The sequence below is a fragment of the Brevibacillus humidisoli genome (assembly GCF_020923435.1).
GTDB lineage: Bacteria > Bacillota > Bacilli > Brevibacillales > Brevibacillaceae > Brevibacillus_E > Brevibacillus_E humidisoli.
On sequence record NZ_CP087263.1, the window covers coordinates 1,574,736 to 1,596,378 of the forward strand.

20 protein-coding genes are annotated in these 21,643 nt (G+C 54.7%); 19 read left to right on the top strand and 1 reads right to left on the bottom strand.

Annotated features, from left to right (window positions below; genetic code table 11):
• Positions 1–13 precede the first annotated feature (13 nt).
• From LOK74_RS07865 to LOK74_RS07915, 11 genes are all read left to right on the top strand, one after another.
• Positions 14–943, top strand: coding sequence for a C40 family peptidase (locus LOK74_RS07865; RefSeq protein ID WP_230046084.1), 930 nt, complete (start codon positions 14–16; stop codon positions 941–943).
• Between the two features lie 307 nt (positions 944–1,250).
• Positions 1,251–3,731 (top strand): non-ribosomal peptide synthetase, encoded by a 2,481-nt coding sequence (locus LOK74_RS07870; RefSeq protein WP_230046085.1) that lies wholly within the window; start codon positions 1,251–1,253, stop codon positions 3,729–3,731.
• 107 nt (positions 3,732–3,838) lie between these two features.
• Positions 3,839–4,360 (top strand): hypothetical protein, encoded by a 522-nt coding sequence (locus tag LOK74_RS07875; protein ID WP_230046086.1) that lies wholly within the window; start codon positions 3,839–3,841, stop codon positions 4,358–4,360.
• 21 nt (positions 4,361–4,381) lie between these two features.
• Positions 4,382–5,602 (top strand): NAD(P)/FAD-dependent oxidoreductase, encoded by a 1,221-nt coding sequence (locus LOK74_RS07880; protein WP_230046087.1) that lies wholly within the window; start codon positions 4,382–4,384, stop codon positions 5,600–5,602.
• Positions 5,599–6,510, top strand: coding sequence for a PDZ domain-containing protein (locus LOK74_RS07885; protein WP_230046088.1), 912 nt, complete (start codon positions 5,599–5,601; stop codon positions 6,508–6,510). The genes LOK74_RS07880 and LOK74_RS07885 overlap by 4 nt, the downstream gene beginning before the upstream one ends.
• Positions 6,497–7,492, top strand: coding sequence for a Gfo/Idh/MocA family protein (locus LOK74_RS07890; RefSeq protein WP_230046089.1), 996 nt, complete (start codon positions 6,497–6,499; stop codon positions 7,490–7,492). Before LOK74_RS07885 ends, LOK74_RS07890 begins: the two co-directional genes overlap by 14 nt.
• Before the next feature lie 221 nt (positions 7,493–7,713).
• Entirely contained in the window at positions 7,714–8,256 is a 543-nt protein-coding gene (locus LOK74_RS07895; RefSeq protein WP_230046090.1) for a helix-turn-helix domain-containing protein, read from the top strand.
• A 51-nt stretch (positions 8,257–8,307) separates the two neighbouring features.
• Complete coding sequence (locus LOK74_RS07900) at positions 8,308–10,350, top strand: hydantoinase/oxoprolinase family protein (protein ID WP_230046091.1); 2,043 nt, start codon at positions 8,308–8,310, stop codon at positions 10,348–10,350.
• Between the two features lie 5 nt (positions 10,351–10,355).
• Positions 10,356–12,098, top strand: coding sequence for a hydantoinase B/oxoprolinase family protein (locus tag LOK74_RS07905; protein ID WP_230046092.1), 1,743 nt, complete (start codon positions 10,356–10,358; stop codon positions 12,096–12,098).
• A gap of 14 nt (positions 12,099–12,112) precedes the next feature.
• A complete protein-coding gene (locus LOK74_RS07910; RefSeq protein ID WP_230046093.1) occupies positions 12,113–12,448 on the top strand; it encodes a cupin domain-containing protein in 336 nt (111 codons plus the stop codon).
• Between the two features lie 70 nt (positions 12,449–12,518).
• Positions 12,519–13,859 (top strand): purine-cytosine permease family protein, encoded by a 1,341-nt coding sequence (locus LOK74_RS07915; protein WP_230046094.1) that lies wholly within the window; start codon positions 12,519–12,521, stop codon positions 13,857–13,859.
• 110 nt (positions 13,860–13,969) lie between these two features.
• On the opposite strand, the gene LOK74_RS07920 is transcribed toward LOK74_RS07915, so the two are convergent.
• The gene (locus LOK74_RS07920) at positions 13,970–14,845 is read right to left on the bottom strand and encodes a PDZ domain-containing protein (protein WP_230046095.1); all 876 of its coding nucleotides are present in this window, start codon (positions 14,843–14,845) and stop codon (positions 13,970–13,972) included.
• Positions 14,846–15,025: 180 nt separating this feature from the next.
• Between LOK74_RS07920 and LOK74_RS07925 the strand changes: the two genes are divergently transcribed.
• The 8 genes from LOK74_RS07925 to LOK74_RS07960 are packed head-to-tail and all read left to right on the top strand — an operon-like array spanning position 15,026 to position 21,642.
• Positions 15,026–15,262: an acyl carrier protein gene (locus LOK74_RS07925; RefSeq protein WP_230046096.1), complete on the top strand. Its 237-nt coding sequence runs from the start codon at positions 15,026–15,028 to the stop codon at positions 15,260–15,262.
• The gene (locus LOK74_RS07930; protein ID WP_230046097.1) at positions 15,255–16,172 is read left to right on the top strand and encodes a glycosyltransferase family 2 protein; all 918 of its coding nucleotides are present in this window, start codon (positions 15,255–15,257) and stop codon (positions 16,170–16,172) included. Before LOK74_RS07925 ends, LOK74_RS07930 begins: the two co-directional genes overlap by 8 nt.
• 15 nt (positions 16,173–16,187) lie before the next feature.
• Entirely contained in the window at positions 16,188–17,597 is a 1,410-nt protein-coding gene (locus LOK74_RS07935; protein WP_230046098.1) for a class I adenylate-forming enzyme family protein, read from the top strand.
• 39 nt (positions 17,598–17,636) lie between these two features.
• Positions 17,637–18,971: an aminotransferase family protein gene (locus LOK74_RS07940; RefSeq protein WP_230046099.1), complete on the top strand. Its 1,335-nt coding sequence runs from the start codon at positions 17,637–17,639 to the stop codon at positions 18,969–18,971.
• The gene (locus LOK74_RS07945; RefSeq protein ID WP_230046100.1) at positions 18,968–19,744 is read left to right on the top strand and encodes a class I SAM-dependent methyltransferase; all 777 of its coding nucleotides are present in this window, start codon (positions 18,968–18,970) and stop codon (positions 19,742–19,744) included. Before LOK74_RS07940 ends, LOK74_RS07945 begins: the two co-directional genes overlap by 4 nt.
• Complete coding sequence (locus LOK74_RS07950; protein ID WP_230046101.1) at positions 19,741–20,091, top strand: cupin domain-containing protein; 351 nt, start codon at positions 19,741–19,743, stop codon at positions 20,089–20,091. The genes LOK74_RS07945 and LOK74_RS07950 overlap by 4 nt, the downstream gene beginning before the upstream one ends.
• Positions 20,088–20,573 carry a hotdog family protein gene (locus tag LOK74_RS07955; RefSeq protein ID WP_230046102.1) on the top strand — a complete coding sequence of 162 codons (486 nt, stop codon included), beginning with the start codon at positions 20,088–20,090 and terminating at the stop codon, positions 20,571–20,573. The genes LOK74_RS07950 and LOK74_RS07955 overlap by 4 nt, the downstream gene beginning before the upstream one ends.
• A complete protein-coding gene (locus tag LOK74_RS07960; RefSeq protein ID WP_230046103.1) occupies positions 20,566–21,642 on the top strand; it encodes a class I SAM-dependent methyltransferase in 1,077 nt (358 codons plus the stop codon). Before LOK74_RS07955 ends, LOK74_RS07960 begins: the two co-directional genes overlap by 8 nt.
• The last annotated feature ends 1 nt before the right edge of the window (position 21,643 follow it).

Sequence of the window (21,643 nt, forward strand, 5' to 3'; positions counted from 1 at the left end):
AGAGGGAAAAAAGATGACGCAATCGTCAACAGAAATGATCGTCCATGTATCGGTAGCCCAGGTTTGGACCTCCGCTGCGTCCCCGCGTGATACCGATGCGCCGCTTTTGGATAACCCTGTCAAGATAAAGGAATGGCTGCAGTCGATGAGCTTGGAACAGCGGCTTGGGCTGCACGACGACGATCTGGTGCAAACCCAGCTCTTGTACGGCGAGCGGGTGCTGGTGATTGACGAAGAGGGGGAATGGGTGAAAGTGGCCATCCCCACTCAGCCATCCATCAAGGACGAACGAGGGTATCCCGGCTGGCTGCCCAAGAGACAGTTGTCGCCAGCTCCAACTGCTGGCACAGTGGTGTCCACTGGTAAGACGGCTGTCGTAACTGTTCCAACGGCCCGCCTGTACGATCAGGATCACCATGAGGGAATAGAGATCAGTTTTCGCACCCAACTGCCGGTGCTTGAGGAGAAGGAAGATTGGGTGAGAGTGGCCACTCCCCACGGTGAGCAGTTTTTGAAGCGTGATCAGATCAAACTGATCGTCGACGGTGAGTTGCCCGCCGTTGGGGGAGCGCAGTTGGTTGAAACCGGCAAGATGTTTCTCGATTTGCCGTATTTGTGGAGCGGCATGTCCGCCTACGGTTACGACTGTTCCGGTTTTGTCTACTCGATCCATCGTTTTTACGGGATCACCATCCCACGCGACGCTTCCAATCAGGCGATGGACGGTCAGTTGGTCCCGCCGGATCAGTTGCAGCCAGGTGATTTGCTTTTCTTTGCCTATGAGGAAGGCAAGGGGAGAGTCCATCATGTCGGTATGTATGCCGGAGATGGCAAGATGCTGCACTCTCCGAAAACGGGCAAATCGATCGAGATCACTCCGCTTGTCGGATATGAGTATGAAAAGGAGCATTGCATCTCCAGGAGATATTGGCAAGCACGATAATACAACTGGCAAGCTGATATGTGAGCCCATACTTGTTGTCATGCAGCAGCGGACAGCCCGTGCAGATCAAACCGATCGCACGGGCTGTTTTTTGTTGTGACGGGCTGACCCCCACTATATTGATTGAACGGTCGTTTAACGAGAATAGCAAACCATGATCATCGAACCCAGTTGCGCTTTTTTGTCTCCTCCTGCCAGGGCGTTTACACAGGAATAACTCTTAATCTATGTCCGGCTACCATCAGATTTTACTATCGTAAAGGTAGTTTTCCATGAGTCGTTTTTGCATAAGTAAAGGAGGATTTGGATGAGTGAGGTCTGCATATCTACGATTGAAAACCGGGTAGCTACTCTTTATCGTCAAACCAATCAGAGGGCAGGGAGAAACGATTCACAATCAGCCCATACGGTGAACACAGCAGGTGAGGGACCGTTTCCCGATGACCTGTGTCAGCGCATCGCTGAGCAGTTTGGAATAACGATCACGCCTGAGGAGTGGGCGGGACTGGGCACGATTCCACAGCTTGCCCGGTTGGTAGAAAGCAAGCGACTTGCTTATTGGCGCAGTCGTCTCGCCGATGTACCTGCCTTTCCGCCGCTTCCGATCGAACAGCCCGGCCTGTCGGCTGACTCAGACGCTCATAGACGAGAGGTTCTTTCACTTCCAGAGGAGCTGCAGCGACAGGTGGACGACTGGACGGGAGGCAGTCGGGAGCAGCTTTTTTCTGTCTTGTTGGCGGTTTACTCGCTGTTGCTGCACCGTTACACAGAACAGAATCGGCTGGTGGTCATCACCCCGCACTTCTACCTCTGCTCTGATTATGCTGAGCGATCATCCTTTATCGATTACTTGTCTACCGTGGCGGAGCAGGCGGGAGCGGCCAGGGAACGAGCGGACATCACTGTACAACAGTTGTGCACCATAGAACAGCAAGCAGCAGGCGGGGATGAGCATCAACGCCCGATCATGTTTCGCCTGCTGGAAGAGGAGGCCTTCCATCAGGAGGATACGGCCATCCCTTCAGTAAAACTCTGCCTGGATATTGCCAGATTGAAGGGAGGCTTAGCCGCCAAGATTTCCTATGATCCTGCGTTATTCGAACGGGATGCGATTGTGCGGATGCTGCTCCATTACCGGACACTGCTGGAAGCGGTGGTACAGCGGCCCGATCAGGTAATCAGTGCGCTGCCGCTGATAACGGCGGCGGAGCGGAAGCGGCTGCTCGTCGACTGGAATGACACGGCAGCAGATTACCCGCGGGAGAAACAGCTGCATCGGCTAATCGAGGATCAAGTGGAGCAAACCCCTGACCTGACAGCCGTGGTTAGTGAGGGAGAGCGGCTTAGCTACCGTGAGTTAAATCGGAAAGCCAATCAGCTTGCTCATCATTTGCGCAAGAGCGGGGTGGGCCGCGGACAGCCGGTCGGGGTATGTGTCAGCCGTTCGACTGGAGCGATCGTGGCGATGCTGGGCGTATGGAAGGCAAACGGGGTATATGTTCCGCTTGATCCCTCCTATCCGACGGACAGGCTTGGTTACATGTTAGAGCATGCTGGAATTCAGGTGCTGATCAGTGAGAGCAACCTGTTGGCACGGATGCCGCATGCGACGGCACATGCCATCTTGCTTGATCGGGACTGGCCCGGTATCGAGCAGGGTACGGCAGAAAATCCGAGCGGAGAAGGGACGGCGGAAGACCTCGCTTATATGATGTACACCTCCGGCTCTACTGGACGGCCGAAAGGCGCCTGCTGCAAACACGTGGGTGTGGTGAATCTGCTTGCTGACCTAAACAGACGGATGCCGCTAAATGCCGGTGACGGCTGCAGCTTGTGGACCAGTTTCAGCTTCGACGTCTCTATCTTTGAGACATTGTCCGCCCTTAGTGCCGGCGGGACCTTGCACATCGTTCCTGACAACCGGGTCCGCTATGACAGCAGCCGTTTGTTTCAATGGATGAGTGAACGTCAGATCAAGAGCGCTTATGTGCCTCCCTTTATGCTAACGGAGATGAGCGAATGGCTTGCGAAACCGGATTCAATTCTCTCTCTGACGCGGTTGGCGGTAGGAGTAGAACCGATCTGGGAGCCCACGCTGGCCGCAATTGCCGACCACATACCTGGTGTAGCCATCTACAACATCTACGGCCCTTCGGAAGCGACGATCTATTGTACAACCTACCTGTTTGATCGTGCGAAGAGCGGAGAACGCCACTTTCCTATCGGGCGGCCCATCGCCAACACACGCATTTACCTGCTGGATGCCCACCGCAATCCGGTGCCGGTTGGCATCCCAGGTGAACTGTACATCGCGGGGGACGGACTGGGGGCAGGCTACTGGAACAATCCGACGTTAACGGCGGAAAGGTTTTTGCCTGACCCGTTTGATCCACAGCCTGATGCGTTGATGTACCGGACCGGGGATCGAGCCAGGTACCTCCCGGACGGAAACATTCAGTTTCTCGGTCGGATCGACTTCCAACTGAAGATACGCGGCCATCGCGTGGAACCGGGAGAGATTGAAGCGGTCTTGACGCGTCATCCCCAGGTTCGTCAAGCGGTCGTGGTTCCTGTCGAGGATCGGGATCAGCGGACACAGCTTGCTGCCTTTCTTGTTGCAACATCACCTACATTGGAGGCGAAAACCATCCAGAGCTATTTGCAGCAGCGTCTGCCTTCTTATATGATCCCATCCACGATCCGCCTGCTCGAGGACTTTCCGCTCAATCCCAATGGCAAGCTGGATCGCAAAGCGCTGATCGCACAGGTCTCCGCCAACGGGGGATGACCAAGAAAAGGCGAATGCGAGACAAGCAAAAGCAGAGCGGCATGCTTCAAGAGATGAGATGATAAAGGTGTTCCCGGGGACAAAACAGATTGACAGGAGGAATCGGAATGAAAAGTTTGTTGAAGAAGAAAGTGACCATGACGCTGGAAAGCTCCAACAGCAAAACCTACTTCGAACTGTTGGATGGACGTGCGGAGGAACTGCACTTCAAGCAAGTAGCTCCTACCCAATTCACCGTCAGCGACTCCGAGTTCAGCTTGAAATCGGGCATCTCGGTTGACCTGGAGATCATGAACGTTGAGCTGGAAGCTACTTCCACTGTTCTCTGGCCGGGTCAAACCATCCGTGTTCGCGGTGGCGTACATGGCCAAGGCGAGCCGATCAAGGCTTCTGCCACAATCCCGTTCGGCAAGCAAATCGCTGACGGTGTAAAAGGGGAATCTTGGCTGTACTGGGTAGTGGAAACGCCGGAAGGCACGCTCCACAACAAGCAGCCGATCCACATGACGGGTACGCTGACTTCTCTGCCTCCGAAAGATGCTACCTTCACTTCTCAAGGTACCATCGCGCTGTACAACGAGGAAGATGTTCAAGTCGGCACCCTCTATGGATGCCTGCAGTCGAACTAAGCTGCTCGGGAGAGGCCGCTCTTGGTCTCTCCCTTCTATTCCATATCAGAGCGGGTAGGCGATCCGATGTACGACTTTATCATCGTAGGAGCGAGGTGTGCGGGCGCAGCTCTGGCCTGCTTCCTCGGGCACTCCGGTTACAAGGTGCTGTTGATCGACAAGTATGAATCTCCCGGTCCGACGCTCTCCACCCACATCATCGGAGAGATCGATGTCTACGATCTCCTTGGTATACGGGAGAAGATGGAGACGGCTGGCGCTCCCCAGATGAAGCGGATGCGAGTAGACCTGGAAGGAAGTGTCATGGAGTCGGATATGATCACCACGCCACGCGCGATCAGTCTGCGGCGGGAACTGTTCGATGCCATCCTGTTGGAAAAGGTGTACGATTTTTCCTCGGTCACAGTCTTGTTGACGACTCGCGCAACCGATCTACTGGTTCAGCACAACCAGGTATGCGGTGTTGCTTGTCAGCAGACCGACGGCAGCTCCCTGACGTTTTACGCCCGCGCAGTGATTGGTGCAGACGGGCGTGATTCGCTTGTTGCCAGGGCAGTTAGAGCAGAGATGATGCAGACGACAGACGAAAACCATCTCGACGTGGTCTATGCGTATCTGGCCAATGTCGATCCTCTGCCGCTCCCGACAGTCGAATGGTACTGGCATGGCCAGGATGTAACGATCTGCAATCCGATTGATCAGGGGCTGCACTGCATCGCATTAATGATGCCTAGTGAGGTTCTCTCCGGATGGAAGGATTCGCTGATACAGCGTTACTTGGAACGGATTTCCCGGCTACAAACCTTGCGCCCGCGACTGAGACGGGCAGAGATCGCAGGGCGGATTCGCGGTGTCCGAAAACTTGTCAGCTACGTTAGAAAACCATACGGCAGTGGATGGGCATTGGTCGGTGACGCAGGGGCGCACCTGCATCCGATCGCCGGGGTGGGGATTGACAACGCCGTTTGTTCCGCCCAGTACCTGGCGGAAGAACTGGACCACTACATGACCGGCAAGAAGACATGGCAGCAGGCGATGGAAGCGTACCAGCATCGTCGCGACGAGCGGATCGTGCCGCAGTATGAGGCCACTTTGCGAACACTGGCCCGGACCAGGCAGCATCTCTCCTGCGAGTCCCTTCAGTCACTGCAGATGCTCTGCACGTTTCCCAGCCTGGTAAAAGCATTGGCCATCCATTCAGATGAAGTGTTATCCCATTTACAAGAGGTGAGAGACGAGTGATCAAAACCACATCCGATCGAACAATCAACATCACGTATCTGGAAGCACCGTTGGAACAGGTATGGTGGTCCATCGCCACTCCATCCGGTTCCAACAGCTATCTGACCGATAAAGTGGAGACGAGCGGCGCGTACGATCAGCCGCAGGTGGGCGACAGGTATACCCTGTATTACGGCGATATCGTCAACTATGCGACGGTTGTCGCTTGTGAGCCGCATCGACTGTTTGTTCTGTCTGACACCTATCAATCGATGGCCCCGGACGGGACGATTCAAACGTTTTTGGTGAAGACCTCTTATTCAATGGAACCAGTAGGATCATTTGTAAAGCTGACAATTGAAGTTGCCGGGTTTTCCCATGATCTGATGGGACAGTGGCTGCGTGAATGTCTGGAGATGGGCTGGAGACGATCACTGATGAACCTGAAATCCGTGCTCGAGCTGGGGCTTGATCTGCGAGCGGAGATGTTCAGCTACCCGCGGATGGGAATTGCCAACTGTACTGTTACACAGGAGCAGGCGCTGCAGGCCGGCGTGGAAGCAGGCAAGGGCAACTACCTGATGGAAGTATTTCCGAACAGCCCGGCGGCAGAAGCAGGCCTTGAGCGAGGAGACGTGATTGTTCGCATCGATGACACGCCGATCGGTGACTACGCGTCCTTTGTCAGGGCGATATCCCGTTATTACGGAAAGCGTGCGCCGGTACGCATCGGTTATGTTCGTGAGGGAGCGTACCGGGAGACGGAAGCCAATCTGTCGATTGAAGACCGTTTTACCGGACTAGTCGATCCAGACATCCTAGGATTTGAAGAACTGCAAGCGATTCGCCGACGGATGGCAGCCCAACGTTCCGCATCGGGGGCGCTGTGGGAGAGGCAGGAAGGACGTGCAGCCGATGACGAAGCTTAGGGTCGGCGTGATCGGATGCGGCAAAATCGCTCAGGTACGACACATCCCCGAATACAAGGAAAAAGCAGAAGTGGCGATCACAGCTGTCAGCGACGTTGATATACACCGTGCCAGAGCCGTTGCGGCGGAGCACGGGATCCCTCGGGCGTATGCCGATTACCGGCAGGTGATCGAGGCGGATGACATTGAGGCTGTCTCCGTCTGCACGCCCAATGTGTATCATGCCGAGATCAGCATGGAAGCTTTGCGGGCAGGAAAACATGTGCTGGTAGAAAAACCGATGGCCGTGACGCTTGAGCAGTGCGAAGAGATGGTGCGGCTTGCCCAAGAGCAGAACAAGGTGCTGATGGTGGGGATGAACCAGCGTTTTCTCCCGCTCTATCGAAGGGTGAAAGCGATTGTTGAATCAGGGCGACTGGGACGGATTCGTCAGTTTTCAACCAACTTTCACCACGGCGGCCCGGAGGACTGGAGTATCGATGGGGCGAAAAGCTGGTTTACCAGACGGAGCGAGGCCGGACATGGGGTAATCGCCGATCTTGGCGTACATAAAATCGATCTGATCCAGTGGCTGCTGAATCAGCGAGTAGAGGAGATCGTTGCGTACCCCGCTACGTTTGCACAGCACCGGGATGTAGAGGATGCAGCGGTATTGGCTGTGCGGATGACGGAGGGCACACTAGGAACGGCCCATCTGAGCTGGAACAACCCGCTGCAGGATCATCGGACGGTCCTCTACGGGGAACGGGGTGTGCTCACGGTCGGGGAAACAATCTGCGGCATCACCGTGGAAACCTTTGATGGTGAGCGGTATGAGGAAGAGGTGCCTCTACCGCTGCGCGCAGACGGCATGATCCAATCCGGAGTGATTGCTCATTTTATGGACAGCATCTTGACAGGACAGCAGCCAGAGAGCAGTGGGGAGCAGGTACTGCACGCGATGCGCGTATGCTTTGCTGCGGTCAATGGCGCTGGACTCTGATCGCTTTTAACTGGCATTTTTTATAGAAGATAGCAGCGAATAAGCTTCCTGACCGAAAGGGCTAGGGAGCTTGATTTTTGTTGGAAGAGGATCTGTAGATATTACAGTATTATAGAAAAATAATAGATATTTTTACGATAAATCGTATTTTTTATATTGCCATCATAACTATTCCAATATAAAATAAACACAATCTTAGAGAACAATGATAGGAGATAGACATGGAGGAAATTTTCAAAAAAGTAAAAGATTTGCGTAAACAAAACAACCTAACTCTGAAAGATGTAAGCGAGAAGACTGGATTGTCTGTCAGTTTCCTGTCGCAGGTGGAACGGGGAACCACATCGTTAACGATTACCTCCTTGAAAAAAATTGCTGACGCATTTGAAGTGCCGATCACGTGTTTTTTTGAAAACGAGAGCAATCAAAACTTTGTGGTCAAGGTTGAACACCAGAAGCCGTTCCGCATCGAGGGATCGACTGCAGAGTACACCCGCCTTGGCGGAGCCTTTAATGGACGCTCTCTGGAGCCGCTGTTGGTCACGCTGGAGCCCAATATGGTGCAGGACAATGTGTTCAGCCACCCGGGAGAAGAGTTTTATTACGTCCTGGAGGGAGCGGTCATCTTCAACGTAGATGGCCAGGAATATCTGGTCAAAGCGGGGGATTCCATCCACTACCCTTCCAATCTGCCGCACTACTGGTCCAATCCGCTCAACCAACCGTCGAAAGTGTTGTGTGTAGTAACCCCAGTTATTTTTTAACCGGGGCTTTCATAAACATTTCAGTCCAACGCATAGGAAAGGTGGTTTAGCATGCGAGTTGCTACTGACATCGGAGGAACCTTTACAGATCTCGTCTATTTGGATGAAAGCGGTCGCATCGGCACTGCAAAGAGCGACACAACCCCGCCTCACTTTGAGCAGGGCGTGATCGATGTGATCAAGAAAAGCGGGATCTCCGGTGGGGAGATTGTGACCTTTATCCACGGGACCACGGTGATCATCAATGCTTTAACAGAGCGGAAGGGAGTGAAGACGGGGCTGATTACGACCAAGGGATTCCGCGATGTGCTGGAAATCGCCAGGGGGAATCGGCCGGATTTGTTCAATGTCCGCTATCAAAAGCCTACCCCGTTCGTTCCTCGCTACCTGCGACTGGAGGTTGCGGAGCGAATGAACTACAAGGGTGAAGTGGTTGAGGAACTGGCTGTAGACGAGGTGAAAGCGGCGGCGCTGCGGTTAAAGGCAGAAGGAGTAGCAGCGATTGCGATCTCTTTCTTGCACGCGTATGCCAATCCGATTCACGAGCAAATGGCCGTCGATGCGATCAAACAAGTGTGGCCAGAGGTTGCCGTAACGGCTTCTCATACCGTGACAAAAGAGTGGAGAGAGTACGAGCGGACCAGCACGGCTGTCTTAAACGCTTATGTAAAGCCGATCGCCGCTTCTTATATCGATAAGCTGGACAAGCATCTGCAGGAGATTGATGTTCGCGGAAACAAGTACATCATGCAGTCCAATTCCGGGACGACCACATTTGAGCAGTCCAAGGAAACGCCCATTCACATGGTCGAATCAGGTCCGGTAGCCGGGATTTTCGGTGCCGCTATCCTGGGGAAGATCCTCGGTGAAGAAAATATCATCGCCTTTGACATCGGCGGGACGACGGCAAAATGTTCGCTCATCGACCGTGGCGAAGTAAAGGTGACGACGGATTACAAAATCGAGTGTGATGATCGCAACGCCGGTTATCCGATTAAAGTTCCCGTGGTTGATATCGTGGAGATCGGCAATGGTGGAGGTTCGATCGCTTGGATTGACGGAGCTGGCTCGCTTAAAGTGGGACCGCAGTCAGCAGGGGCGATGCCAGGACCGGTCGCCTATGGACGTGGGGGAGAAAATCCGACAACAACAGACGCCAATCTCGTAACCGGCCGTTTATCGCCTGACAATTTCCAAAATAAAGTGAACATGGACCGCGTCAAGCTAGCGATTCAAGAAAAAGTGGGAGAGAACTTCCAGATTTCGGTCGATGAGGCGGCCCTTGGGATCATCCGGATCGCCAATTCCAACATGCTGCATGCGCTCAAGTTAATATCGGTGCGCAAAGGATACGATCCACGAGACTTCTCGCTGGTCGCGTTTGGCGGCGGCGGACCAATGCACGCACTGGCCCTGGCCAAGGAGTTGGGTGTCAAAAAAGTGATCATCCCGATCGCCTCCTCCGTCTTTTCCGCTTGGGGCATGCTGATGACGGACCTGCGCCATGACTACATCCAAACCTACATTCGGCGGATGAATCAGGTAGAGCTGGCGGAATGGAATCGGGAAGTGGACAAGTTGGAAGCGGCGGCCAAGCAACAGTTTGCACTAGAGGGCATTGGCGAAGAAAAAGTGGTATTTGCCCGTTATGTCGACATGCGCTATGTGGGACAAGAGCACGCAGTCAAAGTGCCTGTGCCGAGAGGCCCGATCTCTGATGAGACGATCCAGGAGGTGAACGACCGCTTCCACGACCTGCACGAGCAGCATTACACCTTTAAGTTGGAAGGGTCCCCGACGGAGATCGTCAACCTCCACCTGACCGCATTTGGTGTGATCCAAAAACCGGAGTTGGCCCGTCTGGAACATGTTGGGGACAATGCGGATGCAGCGTTGAAAGAGATTCGCCCCGTTTTGTTCGAAGAGGCCGGTTGGCTGGATACGAGGGTATATGCACGGGAGCAGCTGCATGCCGGCAGCACGATTGAGGGACCGGCGATTGTAGAGGAACCATCCTCTTCTACCGTGATCTATCCGGGACAGCGTCTGGTTGTTGATGAGTACGGAAACTTAGTGATTGATACGGGGGTGTAAAAGCCATGACAGAGAGAAAAGGAAACCGCGATCAGTTTACCCTTGAGATTGTAAAAGACTCCTTGATCGCCATCGGTGATGAGATGTTCCACACCCTGGCCCGTACATCGATGAGCCCGATCATCTACGAAGTGCTGGACTTTGCCAGCGGATTGACGGACGCCAAAGGACAGTTGTTGACGCAGGGAAATGGCGTCACCGGTTTTATCGGCATGCTCACCTTTATGGTGAAACAAACGTTGGAGAAGTTTGGCCAGGAGGGGGATCTGAAACCGGGGGACATCGTCATTATCAACGATCCATACGGTGGCGGCGGCTCCCACCTGTCCGATGTCGGTTTGGTCATGCCGATTTTTTACCAGGGTGAATTGGTTGCCTTCTCTGCCAACAAGGCGCACTGGACCGAAGTAGGCGGAAAGGACCCAGGTTCCTGGACCACGGACTCTACGGAAATCTTCCAGGAAGGTCTGCAGTTCCCTTGCGTCAAGTTGTTTGAGGAGGGCAAGGTAAACCAAGCGCTCGTCGATCTGATTGGCGCCAACGTCCGCTTCCCTGATCTGTCACTGGGAGATATGTGGGCACAGGTCGCCGCACTGCGGACGGGTGAGAAACGGTTCCGTGAGTTGTGTGACAAATACGACAGGGATATTGTGCTGGAATCGATCGATCACTTGCTGCAGCACGGCCAGCAGATGGCGCTGAACGAAATAGCCAAACTGCCCAAGGGCACCTTTGAAGCGAAGGATTTTATCGATGACGACGGCATCGGCAATGGACCGTTTCCTGTGCAGGTAAAAGTGACCATTACCGATGAGGAGTTTATTTGCGATTTCCGGGGCAGTCACCCGCAGGTGCTGGGGCCTGTCAACTGCTCGTATACAGCGCTTGTATCGGCGGTGCGGACGATTTTTCTCGCTGTGACCAATCCGTCTCAGGACGTCAATGACGGCGTGTTCCGGCCCTTGGAAGTGATCGCTGATCAGCGCTCGATCTTCTCGGCGGAACGGCCGGCTGCGGTGTCTACCTATTGGGAGACGATGCTCTACGGAGCAGACCTCGTCTGGAAAGCGCTGGCTCCATTTGTCCCCCACCGTTTGAACGCGGGCCACTTGCTGTCTGTTTGCGGTGTGGTGCTCTCCGGTGTTCATCAGGATACGGACGAGCCGTTCCTGATTGTCGAACCGTCTGTCGGCGGATGGGGCGCCGGGGAAGGATTGGACGGGGCGGCCGGACAATTCTGCATCGGCGATGGGGAGACGTACAATGTCCCGGTGGAAGTGGCAGAGACACGCTACGGAATCATGGTGGATGAATACAGCTTGCGGGCGGACGGGGCAGGAGCGGGAGAATACCGCGGAGGTTCCGGATGCATCCGTTCGTATCGGGCCATGACGGATGGCCAGACCGTAACTGCGACGTTTGGCCGGCACAAGTACCTTCCCTGGGGATTTAACGGGGGAAGAGACGGTTCCCGCAATGAATTCGAAATCGTCAAGGCCAACGGCGGTGTAGCCGGACCCTTTGGCAAGTATGCCCGTTATCCGCTGAACAAAGGGGATGTCGTCCGCCTGATAACGGCAACCGGCGGTGGCTATGGAGATCCGCTGCGGCGACCGGCTGAGCAAGTGGCCGGCGATGTCAAAAATGGCTATGTCACGCTAGAGCAGGCCAAGCAGGTCTATGGCGTTGTGGTCAATCCAGAGACATGGGAAGTAGAAGGTGTTACCCCGGAACGCCAAGCTATCTAGAGAGGAGATACAGCATGATCGTAGTTAACATTGACGAGGTAATGCCTGACGCAAAACAGCACGTCTCCCTCAAAACGCTTTTCTCGGAGAGGGATCTGGAAGGGGCCAATGCCCGTTTTGGAGTGGTCACGATCCCTCCTAAAACGCGAATTCCGCTGAGCGGAACAGGCGCACATGAGGAAGATGAATACTCGATCGTCGTCAAAGGGGCGATGATAGCTGGCGTGGGCGACATGGAATATCGCCTGTCGGCAGGTGACGCGTCGCTCATTCCCGCAGGGGAAGCACACTGGGCCTACAACGACGGCGAGGAGAACTGCGAGATCGTCTGGGTGCTCGTCCGACGGTAATCAAGAGACCCTTGTCCTGTCGATAGGGCAGGGGTCTGTTTGAAACAAAACAACGTAAGAGGTGATCAACTTGGAAGATGTCAAAACAAGCGGTACATGGGACAAGGACGAAGCGCTGGCTGCGATTCCATTGTCGGGAAGGCAGCACTGGATGACCCCCGCGATGATTTTCGGCGGCCTCGAATTTACGATCCCCGTATTGATGATTGGCGCTACGCTGACGGCCAGTTTCGGAATGTCCTCCATTTTTTGGATCTTGTTGGTTGCGTTAGTCGGATTTCAATGGGCAGGGAATGCGGTTCAGGGCTATATCGGAGCGAAAACGGGCCGTTCGTCATCGGTGATCACCAGATCCAGCTTTGGTTCCACCCAGGCAAAAGTGATCGTGGCGCTAACCATCTTCGTCGTCTCGACAGGATGGTGGGCTTTGCAAACGGCCGTAGCCAGCAACGCCATTTCCGTGATGATCGGGATTGACTACCAGACAGAATGGTTTGCCAGCTCCGTCGTCACACTGGTCTGCGGGCTGTTGTTCGCGATTCCTTCGATCATTGGATACTCGTCGATGAAATGGACCGATTACTTAGCCGTTCCGGCAGGATTGATTCTGATTATTTTCGGTATTTTTTACGCGTTAAAGAATACGGGCTGGGATACGATTGCGGCCTGGTCGCCTGAACCGACGATGACCTTTTGGGGAGCGGTCAGCTTAATCGTTGGCGTCAACGTATCACAATGGGTGATTGCATCCGACTACACGCGGTACGCCAAGCCAATTGTAAAAGACAACATCCTGATTCCCTTGGGCATTATCCTGGTAGGATTTCCTCTCTTTTACGTAGGGGCGATCATGTCGGTAGGGGTTGGCGATGCGGATATCGTACAGGTGATGGTCAACCTTGGGTTTCCGGTGTGGGGTTTTTTGATCTTGTGGTTCGCCACGTGGACGAGCCAGTTGGTCAATAACTACAGTATGGGTCTGGCTCTGTCCAATCTGTTAAATGTCAATTCGGGAAGAGGGCGGGCGATTGTCACCTTTATCGGTACCTTGATCGGGATTATGATCGCAATTGCCGGAATATTGGATTATTTTATGGATTTTCTCTACTTGACGGCTCTGATCTATCCAGCAATCGCCGGGATCATGTTCATGGATTTCTTTGTGATCAGGGACCAGCAGTGGGAGGACCGTTCGGGTTGGAACTGGATGGCTACCATCGCGGTTGTGATCGGAACGCTGTTGGGTTATTACACCCAATATGTACAACCGTTTGGTCTGCCTGCGGTGCAGTCCTTGTTGGCGACTGCCGTCTCTTACTACATCCTGATGTATCTCAAGGCAAAAATCGCGCCAGATGTTTTTACGCCAGCAAAATGGAGAGCGGGGCAGGAGCAGGAGCCCATATCATAAGCTTGTAAGACTTCCTTGCACCGATCAAAAGAGGCGATGGGGTTGTCCCGCTGAGCGGCGACAGCCCCTTTTTTTCTGCCGATGGCCAGCATCTCCCCTATCTACACAGCTTATTCCACCTGCTTCTGCCGCTGCTTTGCTACCTGTTCCAGCGGTATCTCCGTCGGATCGAACAGCCCGGTATACTCTGCGGCGTAACTGAGCCGGGCGGTCGTCTGACAGCATTCTCCCTGACGATAATAGACGATCTTAACCTCCTGAGGCGAACCGTACGCAGCGCCGAGCGCCTGCACAAACTGACGGTAGGTAGCTGTCTTGGTTTTGCCGATCTGCATAACCAAATCGCCCGCTTGCAGCCCAGCCTTGGCTGCCGGACTGTTTGGGTATACCTCCAGCAGATAGTTTCCTCTCACGATAGACGGGTCCAGTCCAAGCTGCCTGATTTTTTCCTCGGTAGCGGTACAGTTGCTCACGCCCAACCGCGGATAGCCGAAGATCTCGTTGCGCAAGTCCAGTCCCAGCTCGATCACGTTTTTCATGTTAAACAGGGACTGACGCCACCCCATTTCGCCCGATTCCCTGATCCACTGCATAAAGTCATCCCCGTCATACCCCTCAGCGATCACGGAGACTTTGGTCATGTTTTCACACGCTTCCAACAAAAAGCTGGTACGGATGCGATAATCACAAACCGTACCATCCGGAAGCACGGGTTGAAAGTGGTCTTCCAGCGTCAGCAGACGCGGTTTTTCGCAAGCCACACACAGCGCTTCGTTGACCAGATCGCCAATCACGATACGGATGGTATCTCCCACGGTCAATTCCTCGCCTCGACTCTCTATGGTTGCCACATCGGTCAAGTAGGCGTTCATACCGGCTGGAGTAGCCAGATAATACCAGATGGTTTCCAGTGGTGCTTCGATATACATCACTGTTTTTGCCTGATGCGACGAATGTTCCACATTCCTCTGCATGTGATCGGGCATTTGCGTGTCTCCTCCCATTTTTCTTTCATTATCAGACAAACGTTTCACGATCACTCGGCTTTCCGTATTCGGCGTCGGCAATAAAGGCCGAGTATTGGGAAAGTGCGGCCTTTTATAATGATGGCAACGATTTGCCGCGAGCCATACATCGTTACTTTCGAACGGGAGGGAGATGAAGCGGTGAAGGAACGAATTCTGCAATTGATGAGCAACGAGGGCTGCGGCCTGCTTCCACGCGAACAGATTCGTGAAGAGAGCAGGATGTATGAACTGGGGTTTGACTCGCTGCGCTACATGGAGTTGGTCGTGTTGTTGGAGGAGACCTTGGAGATCAGCATTCCAGATGAAATGTTGGAGATTACGGCAGAGACGACAGTGCGAGACATTGTAAAGGCGGTTTTGTCCGGCCATGACTGATCTCACCGTAGTCATACCGGTGTACAATCAGTCGGACGCATTGGCGCTTACACTGCACGGTTTTACGGTGCAGCCGGAACCGTATCGACGTACGCCCATTATTGTGGTGGATGATGGTTCAAGCGAACCGATCGGATCGGTGGTGCACTCCTTTTCCGACAAGCTGAATCTTACCTACAAACGCCTGGAGCGATGCGGCAGAGCTGCTGCCCGCAATCAGGGTGCAGCTGAAGCGGATGGAGGCATTGTGGTCTTTTGTGATGCGGATCGGATCCCCGCCCCCCAATTCCTGCAAGCCCATCACCAGACACATCTGCAGTCCGACGATGCCCTGGTCATCGGGCAGGTACGTGAAATCTACGTATCGGACATCGTCGCCGAGCGGGAGAGGGTACTAGCCTACTGGGCAGACCATCGGAAACAGCGCATTCCCCAATACTGCAGACTAGTATACCGGCTGTATGACGAGTGGGGACGGGCCAGTCCGACTGTTCCATGGATCAGTGCTTTCAGTGGAAACATGTCGATCCGCAAAGAACGGTTTGCTGCCTTGGGAGGATTTGATGAGGGTTTTCGGGAGTGGGGATTCGAACACTTCGAGTTTGGCTATCGTGCGTATCAACAAGGGGTTCCGTATCGTTATCATCCACAGGCCGCCAACATCCATCTGGCCCATCGCCGATCCGGTCCGCCATACGAGGAGTTGATTCGCCGCAGTCATCAATACTTTCTGCAGAAACATCCCGATCTCGTGGTAGAGAAGTTCCTCGACTTCATGTTGGGGCAGGTCAGTTTGCAAGAGTTGGTGCAATGCGTGCAGGAGCAGGACCACCTGTCGGCGGCGCAGGGGACGTACGATCCGCTTGTGGTGGAACGAGAACCGCTCTACGTGCGGATTACAAACTTTTAATGGAGGAGCATGCGGGTGGATACGGCTCGTTTTTTTTCGACACTACAGCGGTACGATGGTCTCTGCCTGATCGACCCGATGAGCGGAGAGCGTACCTACCAGCAGATCATCCGGCTGGCGGAAGAGAATGCCGCATCGCTTAGGCGGCTGGGATTGGCCGGGAACAGTGGGCAGCAGGCAGTAGCAATAGACATCGGCCTGGGTTGGCGGTTTGTGCCGGTACTGCTCGCCGCGCTGCTCCAGCAGGTGACGATCGTACCGATAGACCAGAGCAGCAGCGTCCGAGCGAAGCAGATCGCTGAAGCGATAAAACCGGCCCTCATCTTTGACCGATCCAATGTGGACAGCGAAGGTCGCATTCTGCTCTCCCGCATCCCTGTCCTCAGCATCCGCTTCCGCAGTGACCTTGAGGAGATCGCGTTGATCCTCTACACCTCAGGCACCAGCGGCCGTCCAAAAGGAGTGATGCTGTCGTACGACAACATCTGGAGCAACGTTGCCGATATCCAGGCGTATTCCCAGTTCCGTGAGACGGACCGGCTGCTGATTGTCCGACCGCTCACGCACTCTTCCGCGATCACGGGCGAACTGCTAACCGGTCTGCTGGCAGGCAGCAGCATCTGCGTGAAAGAACCTGGCTCATCGCCGCTCTCATCGCTACGGCTGATCAGCCGCCTGGGCATCTCCGTGCTGGGTGCGACTCCTACACTAACAGCCCGATTGGCACACTTTTCCGACCGTTACGATATGAGCACGCTGCGTCGGCTGATCGCAAGCGGAGAATCTCCGCTGCCTGTACAGATCAGTAGGATACGAAAGTCCTTTCCGCAAGCTGAGTTATGGCATGCTTACGGACTGACGGAAGCCTCGCCGCGTGTCAGTTGCCTCACTCAATCATTGAGTGAGCAGAACTATCGCTGTGTCGGAAGACCACTCAGGCAGGTTTCCATACGCATTGTCGACCGCTGCGGCCATCCGCTTCCCGATGGAACAGAGGGCGAACTGCTGGTCGCCGGTCCCAACCTGATGAAGGGGTATTATAACGATCCCCGGGCGACTGAGGAAAAGCTGATCGACGGCTGGCTGCATACCGCAGACCGAGCCAGTATGGTGGACGGGCTGCTTTACATACATGGTCGAACAGATCATCTGCTGGTTCGCGCCGGGATGAACATCTATCCACAGGAGATCGAGGGACTGCTGCTTTCCCACCCGGGAGTAAAGGAAGCACTCGTGTTCGGTACGGCAGAGGGAAACCACGGACACAAGATTCACGCCTGGGTGGTGGCAGATCAACTAATCAGTGAAAAGGAGCTGTTTGCCCACCTGGCGGCGGCTGCAGACGAACCGCGATTATGGCCTGACGTGATTCAGATCAAGAGCCAACTGGCCAAAACAGCGTCAGGAAAACTGATTCGCCCCTGACGACCTTATACCCATAATGCTGTGAAAGTAGGTGACAAAGTGAGAGCGACAAGCAATGCCTATCGAGTGCTTCACCCCTTTACCTTTATGGGAGACATGCAGGAATTAACCGTGGAGGCGGTACAGGAACAGTACGTCTGTCTGAAAGGTGGAAAAGGGTCCTGGGTGTTCGACAATCAGGGCAACTCCTACCTGTATCTGACGACTGCCGTTCCTACTCTGGGTCTCGGCCACGAGCGGGTGGTGGAACAGATCTCAGAGCAGTATAAAACCCTCAGCTTTGCCTCTACCTGCGCACAGAGCCATGAACTGGTGCAGCCGCTGGCTGAACGGTTGCTGTCCTTGGCTGATGGTCCGTATTCATCCGTCTTTTTTGCTAACGACGGTTCGGGTGCGGTGGAGAGCGCGATGAAGCTGGCACGACAGTATTGGATGAAAAAAGGGCAGATGAATCGAACCAAGTTTGTTTCCCTCTCCGGCAACTACCACGGAACGACATTTGGCTCTGGCTCCGTAACTCATATGGGCATACAGGAACAGTTCGGTCCAGCTCTGGAGGGATGTCTGAGCGCACCGGCTCCTCACCTGTACCATCCTCCGATCGAGGGGGGAGAGGAAGCAGTCGTTGATTACTGCTTAGAGCAGTTGGAAGCATTGATTGAGCAGGAAGGGGCAGAGACCATTGCGGCCGTGTTGATTGAACCGATCCAGGGTGTCAATGGTGTGGTCCTGTTCCCCGATAGGTACTGGCACGGTTTTCAACAGCTGGTTCGCCAGTACGATATTCTGATGATCGCCGACGAGGTCGGGACGGGCATCGGTCGTACTGGACACTGGTTCGCCAGTCATCGCTATCAGTTGGAGCCTGATCTGTTGATCGTCTCCAAAGGACTGACCGGCGGCTACTTCCCCATGGGCGCCACCTTGATCTCACACCACATGATGGAGACGCTTTACGCGGGCGGAGGAATCTTTTTGCATGGATCTACGATGTGCGGACACCCGGTGGGGTGCGCGGCTGCCTTAGCGGTGCTCGACGTGATCGAAGAGCAGCAGTTGGTGGAACATGCCGCGAGGGTAGGCAACCGGATGCTGGAACAGCTGCGTGACGCGCTGGACGACCATCCACAGGTAGGCGAAGTTCGTGGGATGGGCATGATGCTGGCGATAGAGTTTGTCGATGATCAAGCGACACGCCAGCCGGTCAATCCGCAATGGGGACAGGCATTGACTCAGCATCTGCGTTCCGAAGGGATCTTGGGCAACTTTTTCAACAGCACGTTGGCGATGTATCCGCCGCTGACCCTGTCCCAGAAAGAAGCAGAGTTCGTCGTAAATGGCGTAGTGCAAGCAGTGCGCCGAACAGGGGAGTGAATCCATTGGCAGCAAAAGAAGCGTGGCAGACGTTTTTTACAGAGGAGTACCTTCAATTCTCACAGGCGATTCTGACACCGGAGCGAACCAAGCTGGAAGTCCAGCAGTTGATCGATTGGCTGCAGCTTCCGCAAGGGGCCCGGATACTGGATCTAGGCTGCGGCCAGGGGCGTATTGCCGTTCCGCTTGCCCAAGCGGGTTACACGGTGACCGGATATGACGGGTCTGGGGTACTGCTAAAGGCAGCGAGAGAGTATGCTGCCGCAGCAGGGACAGAGGTGACGTTCGTCGAGGGGGATATGCGGCAGCTTGACTTTGAGGGATCATTTGATGCCGTGATCAATCTGGGGACGGCTTTCGGCTACCTGGATGACGAGCGGGAAGATGCCGCGATCCTGCGGCGCATCTGGCGGGCTCTCCGCTCCGGCGGACAGTTTCTGCAGGATACGGAGAACAGAGAGTTTCGACTGCTCAGGCTGCAGCCGCGAACCTGGGAGGAGATGAACGGCCAGCCGGTCTGGTCGCATCGACAGTTTAACAGTGTGACCGGCAGGTGGCGGGAGCGAATCACTTGGATGGGCGGCGGGGAACTGCGAGAGACGGTACTTGATCTGCGCTTGTATACGGCAACAGAACTGGTCAGATTGACGGAAGCGGCTGGCCTGACTGTCCGGGCGGTATACGGAGGTCTGGATCGTTCACCGCTTACGGTAAACAGTCCGAGAATGGTTGTCTGGTCACAAAAGCAAGAAGAGAGGGGTGTGTCATCTTGAAATCGGAACAGAAACATTTAATCGTACCCGCAGCTGAGATGACGTGGGAGCCGGGAATCTATGAAAACACGGAAATGTGCTACTTATGGCATGAGGAAGAAACGGGAAAGCGGGCGTTTTTGCTAAAGATGCATCCCGGCAGCATGATTCCGATGCATGATCACCCGCAGCGGGAGATCGCCTGGCTGTTGGAAGGGGAGGTGCGTCTGGGTGAAGATCGGATGAGAGCAGGTGACTTTCTGACTGCCGGACTGGGTGAACTGCACGATGTTTACACCGAGACAGGCTGCCTGTTCTTTCTGTTCATCGACGAGGACGTGACCGCTGCTGCAGGTGGTGACACTTGAACCTGCAGCAGCTGATGTCGCTTTTGCCCCAGCAGGTACCGTTTCGCTTTGTGGATCAGATCATTTGCTACCAGCCGGGGGAATGGTTGGAGGCGGTCTTTCTGCCTGAGCGATTGCACGACAGTCTGGGCAGTCAGTCGTTCTTCCCCGACACCTGCCTGATGGAGGGACTGGCGCAGGCGACGGTGATCTTCACTCAGTTGGAAACAGAACCGCTCCGTCCCGGGGAGCTGCCGCTTTTGGGCAGCATCGAAACAGAACTGGTAAGGCCCGTAGCGTGGGATGAGCAGTTAACCTACCAGATTCGGCCGATTCGCATGATGCAGCGGCGGGCGATTCTGGAAGGGGCGGTCTATGGACGGGTGGGACAAAGCGAACCGGGCGATCTTGCGGCAAAGGCGATCATCGGCGTAGTGATCTCCAGCAGTGAGATGCTTCAACAGGAGGTACGTTCAGGGGAAGCGGGGGACCCATGTGAATGAGGTGGAACGAGCGGCATCGCTATTCAACAGTCTGTATCAACGAGCCGATGAGTATGTGTCCGACTATACGGCACACGTCATCTTTCACTGTCTGGAAAGGGGCGGCGTCCGTTTCCACCCTGAAGGTGTGACGATCCTGCAGATCTTGAACCGGTTGGGCTGTGTTCAACAGATGAAACCGGTGGTTTGCTGGGCGATTGGTTATCTGCTGCAGCAGAATATGCTGTTGCTCAGCGGGGACAAACTGTACCGCGGCCCGGCTGCCTACCAGTTTAGGGAAGATCACGAGCTGACGGGCTCTGTCATCGTTCAACCATCGCTTCAGTTGATCCAATTCGCAGGGCGTCATTGGCTTGATCTCGTAGCTGGTCGGATCGACCCGCAGTGGCTGGCGGCCACGATCAAACAGAAACGGTTATGGCAAGCGTACTACAGCAATCGGCACGATCTGTACGCAGTCTACAACCAGTGGGCGGCAGAAGTGTTTGCCGAACGGGTTGACCTGGAAGGTACCCATTTGATCGAGGTGGGTGTTGGTTATGGATCGGCCAGCTTTGCGCTGCTGGCGGAGTGCGCCCTGCGTGGGGTAGATATCACCGGCTATACGCTGGAGGACAACGACCCGATCCTGCTCGAGCAGACCCAGAAGAGGCTGCAGAATCGGTTTGGAGCGATCTCGTTTCAGTCCCGACTAGCGGATCTGAATCAATTGCATTGGGTTGCGCCGGAGCGGTTTGATCACGTTTTTGCCGTCAACGGGATGGTCTGCACACGTGATCTCACTGTAACCGCCCAGCGACTGCATTCGCTGGTGAAGCCAGGAGGGGCGGTCTTGTTATCGCAATGGGTTCGACCAAATGATTGCGGCAAACGGCATGAGGAGTTTATCTTTTCACTGCTTCCTGGCGTACGGCCGTTCCAGTCGGAAACCGATCTATCTGTCTGTTTTGCCTTCTTCACCACTGAAGATTGGCGGTCCGCCTTTCTCAATGCCGGATTTCGGCAGGTTGAGGTGTACGTCAATCCAGGTGAAAAGAGCAAAGCAGCAATTGTAAAGGGGCTGCACTGAG

Coding starts and splice junctions, on each gene's coding strand:
- LOK74_RS07905 (WP_230046092.1), top strand. CDS start 10,356: ATGACAGAGAGAAAAGGAAACCGCGATCAGTTTACCCTTGAGATTGTA.
- LOK74_RS07895 (WP_230046090.1), top strand. CDS start 7,714: ATGGAGGAAATTTTCAAAAAAGTAAAAGATTTGCGTAAACAAAACAAC.
- LOK74_RS07910 (WP_230046093.1), top strand. CDS start 12,113: ATGATCGTAGTTAACATTGACGAGGTAATGCCTGACGCAAAACAGCAC.
- LOK74_RS07890 (WP_230046089.1), top strand. CDS start 6,497: ATGACGAAGCTTAGGGTCGGCGTGATCGGATGCGGCAAAATCGCTCAG.
- LOK74_RS07875 (WP_230046086.1), top strand. CDS start 3,839: ATGAAAAGTTTGTTGAAGAAGAAAGTGACCATGACGCTGGAAAGCTCC.
- LOK74_RS07930 (WP_230046097.1), top strand. CDS start 15,255: ATGACTGATCTCACCGTAGTCATACCGGTGTACAATCAGTCGGACGCA.
- LOK74_RS07900 (WP_230046091.1), top strand. CDS start 8,308: ATGCGAGTTGCTACTGACATCGGAGGAACCTTTACAGATCTCGTCTAT.
- LOK74_RS07920 (WP_230046095.1), bottom strand. CDS start 14,845: ATGCCCGATCACATGCAGAGGAATGTGGAACATTCGTCGCATCAGGCA.
- LOK74_RS07870 (WP_230046085.1), top strand. CDS start 1,251: ATGAGTGAGGTCTGCATATCTACGATTGAAAACCGGGTAGCTACTCTT.
- LOK74_RS07865 (WP_230046084.1), top strand. CDS start 14: ATGACGCAATCGTCAACAGAAATGATCGTCCATGTATCGGTAGCCCAG.